At 35.2% G+C, this 13,780-nt stretch carries 10 protein-coding genes; all 10 read left to right on the top strand.

Annotated features, from left to right (window positions below; all coding sequences use genetic code 11):
• The first annotated feature begins 231 nt into the window (after positions 1-231).
• Positions 232-795, top strand: coding sequence for an aminoacyl-tRNA hydrolase (pth, locus tag JOC59_RS05495; protein WP_205143798.1), 564 nt, complete (start codon positions 232-234; stop codon positions 793-795).
• Positions 796-830: 35 nt separating this feature from the next.
• Positions 831-4,355, top strand: a complete 3,525-nt coding sequence (mfd, locus tag JOC59_RS05490) for a transcription-repair coupling factor (RefSeq protein ID WP_205143797.1) — start codon at positions 831-833, stop codon at positions 4,353-4,355.
• Positions 4,348-5,901, top strand: coding sequence for a putative polysaccharide biosynthesis protein (locus JOC59_RS05485; RefSeq protein WP_205143796.1), 1,554 nt, complete (start codon positions 4,348-4,350; stop codon positions 5,899-5,901). Before mfd ends, JOC59_RS05485 begins: the two co-directional genes overlap by 8 nt.
• Positions 5,902-5,911: 10 nt before the next feature.
• Complete coding sequence (locus JOC59_RS05480; protein ID WP_205143795.1) at positions 5,912-6,187, top strand: RNA-binding S4 domain-containing protein; 276 nt, start codon at positions 5,912-5,914, stop codon at positions 6,185-6,187.
• Between the two features lie 39 nt (positions 6,188-6,226).
• Positions 6,227-6,601: an FtsB family cell division protein gene (locus JOC59_RS05475; protein WP_205143794.1), complete on the top strand. Its 375-nt coding sequence runs from the start codon at positions 6,227-6,229 to the stop codon at positions 6,599-6,601.
• Between the two features lie 76 nt (positions 6,602-6,677).
• Positions 6,678-8,024: a tRNA lysidine(34) synthetase TilS gene (tilS, locus tag JOC59_RS05470; RefSeq protein WP_205143793.1), complete on the top strand. Its 1,347-nt coding sequence runs from the start codon at positions 6,678-6,680 to the stop codon at positions 8,022-8,024.
• Positions 8,025-8,043: 19 nt separating this feature from the next.
• The gene (gene hpt / locus JOC59_RS05465; protein WP_205143828.1) at positions 8,044-8,613 is read left to right on the top strand and encodes a hypoxanthine phosphoribosyltransferase; all 570 of its coding nucleotides are present in this window, start codon (positions 8,044-8,046) and stop codon (positions 8,611-8,613) included.
• Between the two features lie 69 nt (positions 8,614-8,682).
• A complete protein-coding gene (ftsH, locus tag JOC59_RS05460) occupies positions 8,683-10,725 on the top strand; it encodes an ATP-dependent zinc metalloprotease FtsH (protein ID WP_205143792.1) in 2,043 nt (680 codons plus the stop codon).
• A gap of 111 nt (positions 10,726-10,836) precedes the next feature.
• Positions 10,837-11,724, top strand: coding sequence for an Hsp33 family molecular chaperone HslO (gene hslO, locus JOC59_RS05455; RefSeq protein WP_205143791.1), 888 nt, complete (start codon positions 10,837-10,839; stop codon positions 11,722-11,724).
• Between the two features lie 116 nt (positions 11,725-11,840).
• Positions 11,841-13,307 (top strand): lysine--tRNA ligase, encoded by a 1,467-nt coding sequence (gene lysS, locus JOC59_RS05450; RefSeq protein ID WP_239517032.1) that lies wholly within the window; start codon positions 11,841-11,843, stop codon positions 13,305-13,307.
• Positions 13,308-13,780 lie beyond the last annotated feature (473 nt).

The following is a 13,780-nucleotide window of genomic DNA, read 5'->3' as shown; positions in this document are numbered from 1 at the left end:
TTAATTTCATGCTATACTTATTTGTTAGTTATCTACGATTACAGATAAAAGTAAGTACGGGAGCCAACAAAACTATACAAAATGTAGTTTTTACAGCGTAAACATACTCGATATTGTAAAAGATCAAGCTAATTTTTTAATTAACTTGCTTTTTTGCTAGTTGACATAAACTTATTGATTTAGAAATACAGACGCTGCTAATAGGAATGGAAGGAAGGAATTAATTAGAAGATGAAAATGATAGTGGGCCTTGGAAATATTGGTCAAAAATATGCACAAACGCGACATAATATTGGCTTTATGGTCGTTGATAAAATTTTGGCAGAAAAAAAGGTGAGTTTAAAACAAACAAAACAAGCTGCTATGATTGCACAAACGACAATTAACGCTGAAAAAGTGTTATTGGTTGAGCCAACAACATATATGAATGATTCAGGGATTGCAGTTAAGGCTTTAATGGATTACTACAATATTGATTTGGCCGATGTACTAATTATTCATGATGATATGGATCGCCCCATGGGACAATTACGATTACGACAAAAGGGCTCAGCCGGTGGTCATAATGGGTTGAAAAGTATTATTGCACATACGGGTTCAAGTGAATTTAAGCGCTTAAAATTTGGAATCGATCATCCCCAACATAATCAAGAGGCAGTTGTCAATTATGTTTTAGGTAAATTTAGTAAAGAGCAACAAGCGAGTTTAGAAGATGGCATCATTTTAGCAATGCAAATGATTGAATATTGGCTTACTACTGCTGACTTCCAAAAGACAATGAATAAATTTAATTAGTAAGTATTAGTCGCATAAAGTCACGAGGAGATACAATGGAATTTGAGACTTTAATTACGAAAACACCAGCATTTATGGATGTCTTAGAAAAGATGACCAGTGATAGTCGTCAAATGGTAACTGGTTTAACAGATATGACAAAAGTTTTATGGATGGCTGAAATCTTTAAAGCACGGCAAGCAAGTCAAATTATTATAACTGATAATAATTATCACGCACAACAAATGTTGATAGCATTACGTGGTTATTTAGGCTCTGAATTTGTGTATGACTTTCCGGTGGATGACAGCATCGCAATTGAACAATCAGTAGCTTCACCACAAGCACAAGCAACAAGATTAGCTACTTTAAAGGCATTAATAGGTCAAGAACCGGTGATTGTAGTCACGACCATTGCAGGTGCTAGAAAAAAGTTAATTGCTCCAAGTAAGTTTTCTACTGCACATATCGCATTCAATTTTGAAGATGAATATGAATTAGGTGAAGTGCAGGAAAAATTACAAACACTTGGCTATCGCATGCAGGCGCAAGTTGAAAAACCTGGCGATATGGCTATTCGTGGATCGATTGTTGATATTTATCCCTTAAATATGGAAAATCCAATTAGATTAGATTTTTTTGATACCCAACTAGATTCAATTCGGAGTTTTGATATTAATTCACAACGTTCAATTGAAAATCTAGAACAAATTAACGTTTTACCAGCCACCGAACAAGTGCTAACAGCAAAGGAATTGGCCGATGGGCAACTTCACTTAATGGAACGGATGCAAGCACAACGGCAAAAGTTAGTGGGAGCACATAAAAAGCATTTAACTGATCATTTTGCCAGATTATTTGACCAACTAACACCAGAAAATAAAGAGATTAATCTATACTTAGAAAACTTTACAAAAGTTCATAGTATTATTGACTATTTATCATTAACCGGTTTAATTATTTTTGATGATCTGGCTCATTTACTAGAAACAGAAAAGCAAATTGATATGCAAAATGCTAGTTGGTTAACCGAACAACTAGCACAGCAAGCGGTACTAGCCGATATTAATTTAGGTGATGGCTTACATGATTTGGTGCGAACCAAAAAACAACCGCAATTATTGGTAACACATTTGCAAAAGGGCATTGGTAATTTTAAGTTAACAAATTTGATAAATGTTAAAAATCGGATTATGCAAGAATTTTTTAGTCAATTGCCACTGCTAAAAGATGAAATTGAACGGTGGTTACGGCAAAAATATACAATTATTTTAGTTGCTATATCACAAGAACGGCAACTTGCGATTCAGCAAATTTTGCAAGACTTTGAAATTAAGACAAATTTAGTAGCTACTAATAATATTTTGCAAAATGTGGTCCAAGTTGTTGAACTGCCAATAAATCAAGGCTTTGAATTACTTGATCAAAAAGTTGCGGTTATTACGGAAAATGAATTATTTAATCAAGTTAAGGTCCAACGACCAAAGCAAGCACGTCCAAAAATTAGTAATACTGAACGAATAAAAAGCTATGCTGAGTTAAAGGTTGGTGATTATTTAGTCCACATTAATCACGGAATTGGTGTTTATGAAGGAATTCATACGCTTACAGTCAAAGGATTAAAACAAGATTACATTAAAATTGGATATCAAAAAGATGCCAAAATTTTTATCCCAGTAACGCAGCTTAATTTAATTCAAAAATATGTTGGTGCGGAAGACAAACAGCCTAAAATTAATCGTTTGGGTGGAAGTGAATGGGCAAAAACGAAGCGTAAGGTTGCGACCCAAATTGAAGATATTGCAGATGAATTAATTGACCTATATGCTAAACGAGATGCAGCAAAGGGGTTTGCATTTACTGCTAATCCAGCCGCAATGGCAAAATTTACTGATGCCTTTATTTACACTGAGACCCCCGATCAACTACGTTCGACAGATGAAGTCTTAGCGGATATGCAAAAGGCTAAGCCAATGGATCGATTACTTGTTGGTGATGTTGGTTTTGGAAAAACAGAAGTAGCATTTCGGGCGGCATACCAAGCTTTTTTAGATAATAAACAGGTAGCAATTTTGGTGCCAACAACTATTTTGGCACAACAACATTTTGAGTCAATGCAAGAACGATTTGGTGCATTTGGCGTGCGCATAGCCTTATTATCACGTTTTCAAACGAAGCAACAAGTAAAATTGGTGTTAGAACAAGTGGCACAGCATCAAATAGATATGGTTGTTGGGACGCACCGGGTATTATCAAAAGATGTACAATTTGCTGATTTAGGATTATTAATTGTCGATGAAGAACAACGTTTTGGTGTTAAACACAAAGAACGATTAAAGGCATTAAAAAATAATGTGGACGTTTTGACGTTAACTGCAACCCCTATCCCAAGAACATTACACATGTCAATGCTAGGGGTACGGGATTTATCAGTTATTGAAACACCGCCAGCTAATCGCTATCCTATTCAAACGTATGTAATCGAACAAAATGGCGATGTGATTGCTAGTGCAATTGAAAAAGAAATTAGTCGACAAGGGCAGGTTTTTTATCTTCATAATCGTGTTGAGGATATTGAAAAAGTTGCCGATTATTTAAAAATGTTAGTGCCCAACGCCCGCGTTGCTTATGCCCATGGGCAAATGACAGAGATTCAATTAGAAAATGTTTTGTATAATTTTATTAATAAGGAATATGATGTGTTAGTTGCAACAACGATTATTGAAACAGGGGTGGACATTCCAAATGCTAATACGTTAATTATTGAACGTGCAGATCATATGGGACTAGCTCAGTTATATCAATTGAGAGGTCGTGTTGGCCGTTCAGCCCGAATTGCCTATGCATATTTCACATATCCCGAAAATCAAGTATTGAATGAAGAAAGTGAGAAACGCTTAGCGGCGATTCGTGACTTTACAGAATTAGGTTCCGGATTTAAAATTGCAATGCGCGATTTAAGTATTCGTGGTGCAGGGAATTTATTAGGTAAACAGCAGCATGGATTTATTGACTCAGTTGGTTACGATTTATACGTCCAAATGCTAAAAGAAGCAGTTGATAAAAAGCAAGGTAAAGTAGTACTTGAACGCACTGATGCCGAAATTAATTTAGGAATAGAAGCCTATATTCCGGATAGTTATATCACCAATCCGTTACAAAAGATCGAAATGTATCAAAAAATTAGACAAGCTCAACAAGTTGATGCTAATGAAGAAGTTGTGGCAGACTTAATTGATCGTTTTGGTGATTATCCCGTTGAAGTTGAAAATCTGATTCAAGTAAATGAAATTAAGCAATTGGCTGATCTAGCATTAGTAAATAAAATTGAAAAAACAGATCATTTTATTTTTGTTAGTTTCAATTTGAAAAACGTATTTAAAACTTTATCTAAAGAATTAATTGCTAGTTTGGATAAGACTAAATTTAGATCAGTAATTAGTGAAGCAACTGACAGTATTTTTAAAATCAAATTTATCATTCAACCAACTATGCACCAACAAGATTGGCTTGATGAATTGAAACTTTATTTGAACGTAGTGGCGCTTATTATAAAAGGAGCAAATGAAGTTCATGAGTAATAGGCAAATAATAAAAGGGGCGTTAATATTATCGACAGCCGGTGTCGTTGCTAAAATCTTAAGTGCCATCTATCGAATCCCGTTAGAAAATTTTGTTGGTAATACAGGATTTTATGTCTATCAACAAGTCTATCCAATCTATGGATTAGGCATGACGTTAGCCTTAAATGGGTTACCAGTTTTTATTTCAAAACTAATTAGTGAAAAAGCCACGTTAACTGAACAACTAGTAACTAGTAAAATTATCTTTAAGTATTTAATGGTGTTAGGTGTTGGTTTGTGGGCAGGGTTAATGCTAGGGAGTTCATTAATTGCCAAGCTAATGGGGGATGTGAATCTAGCACACGTTATTATGGCGGTGAGTTGGATGTTTTTATTTTTACCAATATTAGCCACAGGACGCGGGCTTGCACAAGGGCAACACAACATGCGACCAACTGCATTTTCACAAGTTATTGAACAAATTGTACGTGTCTTGATAATTATTGGCGTGGCATATTTAGCAATGAAGTTAAAGTGGAATGTATACTTCATGGGGATGTTAGCGATGTTGTCGGCACCGATTGCTGGTGGCGTGGCAAGCTTATTTTTTATTAAAAACGTACCACTTTTTTTAAGTAAGACAATATCAAGTACTAAAAAGCAACGACAACAAATAAAACAAAGATTATTAACAGAAGGAATTTTAGTTAGTAGTTTAGTAGGTCTGTTATTAATTTTACAGTTAATTGATTCATTTACCGTACGTTCGGCCTTAATTAGTAGCGGAATACCTAGTGAACAAGCGAAAGCTGTTAAGGGTATTTATGATCGGGCCCAACCATTGGTCCAATTTGGGTTAGTTTTAGCAACTGGGTTTGCAACTTCTAGCTTACCAAGTTTACGGCGTCTATTTTTAAACAAAGCGCAAAAGGTTTTGAGAATGACAATTATGCAATTACTGAAAGTAACTGCCTGGTTAGCAATTATGATTACGATGGGGTTAATCAGCTTGATGCCACAAATTAATCAATTATTATTTGGTACGCGCACTAATAGTTGGACGCTAGCTGTATATATGCTGACTATTATTAGTATGTCACTACTTTTAATTTTAACTAGTATTTTACAAAGTATTGAACAAACGCAATCACTTGAGCCAGGGCTAATAATAGCCATTGGTATTAAGGGCGCACTTAATACCATATTGGTTGAAAAGCTAGGCATCATGGGGGCAAGTATTACGACGGTTTGCGCGCTCGTAGGGATGCTAAGTTACATTTGGTTCCACGTTTATCAACAATTGTTACTTAACGGGCCATTGTTAAAATCATTTATGCTAAAATTAGTGGGACAAAGTCTCTTAATGTTGGTAGTTGTAAGATTCATTACTACATTTTTAGAACAAATTTACAGTACAAGTCGATCATTGACGCTGGTAACAATTATAATTGCTACTTCAATAGGTGCTAGTATTAGTGGCTATTTACTTTTTAAAACGAAATTATTAACAGTTGAAGAAATTGAAATGTTGCCTTTGGGTAAGAAAATATTAAAGTTACGATAGGAGTTTAATCATGCGATTAGATAAATTTTTAAAGGTTGCTAGAATTATCAAGCGAAGAAGTGTTGCTAAAGAAATCTCTGATCAAGGTCGGATTGCAGTTAATCAAAAGGTTGCTAAATCATCTACTGTTTTACACACTGGTGATGAATTAGAAATTAAATTCGGTAATAAGACACTGACTGTCAGGGTCTTAGCCTTGCTTGAAACAACTAAAAAAGAAGATGCTGAAAAAATGTATGAAATATTAAAAGAAGATTACGAACAAGATTTTACTGTTAATTCATGATAAAATAACAGTGAATTAATGACTTTAGGGGGCGGCGGAATGAAACTGAATAATCAATTAGCAGATAAGGTTCGTTCCAGCGAACATTTACGAACACAGCGAGAAGAGTACTATCATGCTGCGCACAGTAGACGTCGTCAAACAATTAGAAGAGTAACAGGAATCATTTTATTAGTATGTGTCATAATAATTAGTTATAAATTAGTTAGGTTACACTTTATCAAAGAACAGATTGCTACGGTTCAAACATCTGTTACTAAAGTTGATAAAAATAATAAACGTTTAAAAAAACAAGTAAAATTGCTCCATGACGATGATTATTTGCAACAACTAATTCGTGATAAATATATGTATACTAAAAAGGGTGAAGTTGTTTATAATCTACCTAATAGTGATTCAAGTTCTGAAAATTAAGGATATTATCTTTTAAAAAGCAACCGTATTTTGACAATTAAGGCAGAATACGGTTTTTTAATTTAAGGAGTAGACAATGAATATTGAACAACAGCTAGTCAAAAATATCAGAATGCAACAACTATTTAAAAAGCAAGATAAATTATTAATCGCTGTGTCAGCGGGGGTTGATTCACAGGTATTATTATATTTACTAGCTCATCATTTTACTGAAAATGAAATTATTGTTGCCCATATTGATCATGGCTTGCGCCCAACTAGTACAAAGGAGGCTGAATTCGTTAAACGAGTCGCACAAAAGTATAATTTTAAGTGTGAGGTAGAGGCATGGAAGACACAGCCAAAGACCGGCGTAGAAGCTGCTGCCAGAGTTTTTAGATATACGTTTTTAAGAAAAGTGGCTGAAAAATATCAAGCTACGAAAATTTTAACAGCGCATCATGCCAATGACCAAGCAGAGACTTTTTTGATGAAGTTAATCCGTGGTGGTGATTTGGCACAATTAACTGCAATTGCTTGGCAAAGAGTTTTCACCGAAGATACTGATTTGATACGACCACTATTAAATATTCCTAAACAGGACTTAATCGATTTTGCCAACGCGCATGCAATTGATTGGTACGAAGATGAAAGTAATCAAGACTTGATGTATACGCGTAATCGAATAAGGCACCAACTATTGCCACAATTAATTGCAGAAAATCCCCAAACAATTAAGCATATTACAGAATTTGTTGATCAATTAACGCTCCAAGATGAGTTAGTCACCAGTTATACGAAAAAAAAATTAGCCACAATTATAATTACCAATGATTGGAGTGACGTTGATCAAAACTGGTTTGAAATTATTTTGAAAGCGTGGCTTAAAGATAATAATGCGCAATTATCAATTAAACGTACTCAGTTGACCCAAATTAAAAATTTATATTTTAACGTACAAAAACCCCAGGGGTACATTCAGTTAACCGCTGAAATTAGAATTGAAAAGCAATATGAAAAATTATTTTATAAATATTTAAGACCAACCCAAATAAATGACAAACAAAAAGATGATTTTATGTTAACATTGAATGAGTGGTATTTATTGCCAGATGGTGGTAAATTTATTGTTAAATCAAAAAGCTTATTAATAAATGAAATTAGTTTAGATGCTGAGCGGATGCCAGTATATTTGCAAGAAAGTGACTTACCATTAATGATTCGGCCGCGTCAAGTTGGTGACCGAATTGCCCTTAAACATGGTCATCAAAAGGTCAAAAAAATTTTGATTGATGATAAGGTTCCCATAGTCGCTAGAGGGCAAGTGATGTTAATTACAACTCAAATGAATCAAATATTATGGATTTTAAATCACAAGCAAGCTTGGCTTGATACTACAGTAACTAACTATGAGTTAATTTATATTCCAGCAAACAACAAATAGGAGACTTTGTCAGATGACGATGAATAAAGATATTGAACGGGTTTTATATAGTGTTGAGGATATCCAAAATGCAGCTAAGCGAATTGGTAATCAATTAGCCGAGGATTATGCTGACAAAACCCCCATTTTATTATCAGTATTAAAAGGAGCAATCTTATGGAGCGTTGATGTTATGCGTGAAATGGATTCTTATGTTGAACTTGATTTTATTGATGTATCAAGTTACCACGGTGGGGTTGAATCTGCTGGTGAAATTACACTTAGAACTGATTTGACAACTGATGTGGCAGGGCGTGATATTATTATTTTAGAGGATATTGTTGATACTGGACGAACCTTAAAATATATGATTGAACTTCTACACAAACGTGGTGCTGCTTCAGTAAAGGTGGCTAGTTTACTTGATAAAAAAGAAGGTCGCGTTGTAGATGTAGCTGTTGACTATGTTGGCTTTGATGTACCTAAGGCGTTTGTTGTGGGCTATGGCTTAGATTACAAAGAGCTATATCGTAACTTACCATATGTTGGGATTTTAAAGCCAAAAATATATAGTGAAGAAGATAGTGCAACATTAAATAGTCAAGAATAGTCAAATGTGGTATATTACTACTATTAAGTAATAAGCTCAAATTTAAAATTCACTATTGAGGAGGCGTGTATGAATAATCGTCGGAATAATGGTTTATTCCGCAATGCTGTCTTGTACATTTTTATGTTTATTGTCGTAATTGGAGCAATTGCGTTCTTTACTGGTAATGGACAAAGTGGTACACAGGCAATTAATGCGACTAAGTTTACTTCTCAATTAAAGAGCGGTAAAGTTAAGGAATATTCCATTCAACCCGGTAATGGAGTTTATAAAATTACTGGTGAGTATAAGAAAGCCCAGGAAGTTAAGAGTTCTAGTCCATCAATTTTAGGTGGGACTAGTAAAACTTCAGTTAAGTCATTTACTTCAACTGTTTTGATGAATGATCCAGTAGTTGCTGAAATTCATAAAGCTGCCAAAAGTGGTCAAGCAACTGAACATGTTAAATCAGAACCATCAGGGATTTTAAGCAATATTTTTGTTACTTTGATTCCAATGTTGATTTTAGTTGGTCTATTTTACTTAATGATGAGTCAAGCTGGTCAAGGTGGTGGCGGTGGCCGAGGTGGTGTTATGAACTTCGGTAAATCAAAGGCCAAACCAGCTGATCCTAATTCTAATAAGATTCGTTTTTCTGATGTAGCAGGTGCTGAGGAAGAGAAACAAGAATTAGTTGAAATTGTTGATTTTTTAAAGGATCCCAAAAAGTTTGCGGGATTAGGAGCCAGAATCCCAGCCGGTGTCCTATTAGAAGGACCTCCCGGAACTGGGAAAACGTTACTTGCTAAAGCTGTGGCTGGTGAAGCAGGTGTGCCATTTTATTCAATCTCAGGATCAGACTTTGTAGAAATGTTTGTTGGGGTTGGAGCTTCACGAGTACGTGACCTCTTTGATAATGCGAAACGAACAGCGCCTTCAATTATTTTTATTGATGAAATTGATGCAATTGGACGAAAACGTGGTTCAGGCATGGGCGGCGGTAATGATGAACGGGAACAAACATTGAACCAAATGTTGATTGAAATGGATGGGTTTACTAAAACAGATGCTGTTATTGTTATGGCAGCGACAAATCGTTCTGATGTTTTGGATCCAGCTTTATTACGACCAGGTCGGTTTGATCGGAAAATTTTAGTTGGTGCGCCAGATGTTAAGGGCCGGGAAGCAATCCTAAGAGTACATGCTAAAAACAAACCCCTTGATAGCGATGTTGATTTAAAAGTGATTGCGCAACAAACCCCAGGATTTGTAGGAGCTGATTTAGAAAACTTACTAAATGAAGCAGCCTTATTGGCCGCCCGTCGTAATAAGAAAACCATTGATGCATCAGATGTTGATGAAGCGGAAGATCGTGTTATTGCGGGGCCTGCTAAAAAAGATCGCGTTATTTCAAAACATGAACGTGAAACAGTTGCTTATCATGAAGCTGGACACGCTCTTGTGGGAATGGTGTTAAGTCGAGCACGTGTTGTGCATAAAGTAACCATTGTTCCACGTGGTCGTGCCGGTGGATATGCAATTGTGTTACCACGAGAAGATCAAATGTTGTTGAGTAAAGAAGATGCCATGGATCAAATTGCTGGCTTGATGGGTGGCCGGGCTGCTGAAGAAATTATTTTTAAGCAACAATCTTCAGGAGCATCTAATGATTTCCAACAAGCAACAGGTATTGCTCGCGCAATGGTGACGCAATATGGAATGTCTGATAAGCTTGGTATGGTGCAACTTGAAGGTGGGGGTGCAATGTTTGCTGGGGAACAATTTGGTGGAAATGCACCGTTTTCTCAAGCAACTTCTCAAATTATTGATGAAGAAATTCGCAGAATTACCACGGATGGTTATAAAGAAGCAACAGCGATTATTGAAAAGCATCGTGATCAGCATAAGGCAATTGCTGAAGCGTTACTACAATATGAAACTTTGGATGCACATCAAATTAAGAGTTTATATGAAACTGGTAAAATGCCAGCAGATTTCTTAAGTGCTAAGCAAGTTGATGAAGCAAAAGCAGATTCTTTTGAAGAATCGAAAGCAAAGCTTGCCGAAAAAGATGCGCATCAAGAAGCTCAATATAAGCAGCCAGAAACTGATGAACCAAATGATGAGTTATAGACTTGTTAATATTTAGATAGTAAAATTTAAGGGAGTTGCGACAAAACACTAATTTTGTCACAGCGCCCTTTTATTAGTAAAATAGAAGATAATATACGGAAAGGGGAAAAGATGGAAGCGGATTACTTAATAAAAAGTATTACTGAAGATGGTAATTTTAGAGCTTATGCAATCCAATCAACACAATTAGTAGCCCATGCTCAACAGGTTCATGACACTTGGCCATCAGCATCAGCTGCATTTGGACGTAGTTTGACTGGTTCATTATTATTAGCATCATCAGTGTTAAAAGGTGATGATAAACTAACAGTAAAAATAGATGGTCAAGGACCAATTGGAGCCATTGTGATTGATGCTACACCAAAGGGGATTGTGAAGGGATATGTTCAATATCCGCATGTTAATTTACCGTTAAAAGATGATGGACATATTGATGTTGCAAAAACTGTTGGTAAAAATGGCTTTATAACGGTAACCAAGGATCAAGGGTTTGGAACACCATTTACTGGTCAAACACCAATTGTATCTGGTGAATTAGGAGAAGATTTTACATATTATTTGGCTAAATCTGAACAAATTCCTTCGGCGGTTGGGGTATCTGTGTTTATTAATGCTGATGGTAATGTTGCTGTTGCTGGTGGTTTTTTAATTCAATTATTACCAGGAGCAGAAGATGCGGCAATTAATGAGTTAGAACAACGACTTAAAGAATTACCATTAATTTCGAAGTTAATGCGTGATGGTCAAACACCCGAAGATATTTTAAGACTATTATTTTCAAAGACTCAAGTAAACATTATTGATAAAATACCAGTTAATTTTGAATGTGATTGTTCTAAGGATCGTTTTGCAGAGCGCATGGCAAGTTTACCCAAAACAGATTTAATGCAACTACGTGATGAAGATCATGGTGCTGAAGTAATTTGTCAGTTCTGTCAAACGCATTATCAATTTTCAGAACAAGATTTGACGGAAATTATTGTAAAGCAAAATAAATAAAATAATAAACTAAATTAATTTGTTTATTGGTATTGCAATTTTGGCATTAAGTTGTCAATATTATATTTGGACTAATTCAGAAAAGAGGAATAATCGTGGGACAACAAGAACTTACAATGAATGATCAAATGATCGCGCGTCGCGAAAAAATGGATGAACTTCGTGAAAATGGCATTGATCCCTTTGGCCAAAAATTCGAAATTTCAGCATTAGCTGCCGATTTACATGCCAAATACGGTACGTTAGCAAAAGATGAGTTAAATGATAAAAACATTACAGTTACTTTAGCTGGAAGAATGATGTCTAAACGGGGTAAAGGTAAAGTTGGTTTTGCTGACTTAAAAGACCGTTCTGGTAAAATGCAAATTTATGTCCGTAAGGATGTTGTAGGTGAAGAAAATTATTTCATTTTTAAAAAAGCTGATTTAGGTGATTGGCTTGGGGTTGAAGGTGAAGTAATTAAAACTGATATGGGTGAGTTAACAATTAAACCCACACATTTAACGCATTTATCAAAAGCATTACGACCATTACCAGATAAATTTCATGGTTTGACAGATGTTGAAACAAAGTATCGACAACGTTACTTAGACTTAATTGCCAATCAGGATTCATTTGATAAATTTCAAAAGCGCTCACAAATTATTTCAGCCATTCGTCATTATCTAGATGGTCAAAATTTTGTTGAGGTTGAAACACCTATGTTACAGAATGCAGCTGGTGGGGCAGCCGCACGGCCATTTATTACCCATCACAATGCGTTAAATATTGATATGTATCTACGAATTGCTTTAGAGCTTCATTTAAAGCGGTTGATTGTTGGTGGGATGGACCGTGTATATGAAATAGGACGTGTCTTTAGAAATGAAGGAATGGATCCAAAACATAATCCAGAATTTACTGTGCTTGAATCATACGCTGCCTTTTGGGATTTTGATGATGTTATGGATGAAACTGAAGCTATTTTTAAAGCGGCCGCTAAAGTAGTGACTAATAATGGAATCGTGAATTATCAAGGTACGGAAATTGATTTGTCAAAACCATTTGCGCGTAAGCATATGGTTGATTTAATTAAAGAACATACCGGGATTGATTTTTGGCAACCAATGTCAATTGAAGATGCGCAAAAATTAGCCGATGAAAACCATGTTAAATACGAAAGTTATTGGACAGTTGGCCATATTATTAATGAATTCTTTGAAACATTTGTTGAAGATAAATTACAGCAACCAACCTTTGTATATGGTCATCCATTAGAGGTTTCACCATTAGCTAAGAAAAATGCGCAAGATGCACGGTTTACTGACCGTTTCGAATTGTTTATTTTAGGTGGCGAATATGCTAATGCCTTTACTGAGTTGAATGATCCAATCGATCAACGTGAACGATTTGAAGCACAAGCAGCCGAAAGAGAAGCTGGTAATGATGAAGCTGAAGGAATTGATGAAGATTTCGTGGAAGCACTTGAATATGGTATGCCACCAACAGGTGGACTGGGAATCGGTATCGACCGACTAGTTATGCTATTAACTGATGCAGAATCAATTCGAGATGTTTTACTATTTCCAACAATGCGACCATAATCTAAGCTGTCATTGGATATAACAAATAAATAAGTTAGTTAATTAGTAAAAGTCCCGATAAATGCGATTGAATCGCATTTATCGGGACTTTTTGATATTGTTATAAACCGTGAGAAAAAATTTATCGACTAGTAAATAAAGAAATATTGCGTATTAATAAAATTAAATTAAAAAAACTATTGACCGTTTAAAAAAAAAATAGTAATATATTATTTGTTGTTGAAGAAGAGAAAAGTTTTCTGGAACAAACAAAAAAATTAGTTATTATAAAACTATTGACATTACGAGATTTTATTGTTAATATTAAATAGTTGTTTAATAACAACCAAGTAGATCTTTGAAAACTGAATAAAGTTTTGACAATCAAATGTGTAAGGATCTTAGGATTTGTACCTAAGATATACAAATTTGCGAATGTCAATTTCGCTAGTAAATTATGTAACTAACATCTCCCCGATGTTAGTTACGGATAA

Source organism: Periweissella beninensis (assembly GCF_016908275.1).
In the GTDB taxonomy this organism is placed as follows: domain Bacteria; phylum Bacillota; class Bacilli; order Lactobacillales; family Lactobacillaceae; genus Periweissella; species Periweissella beninensis.
This window is presented reverse-complemented; position numbering and strand designations above follow the sequence as displayed.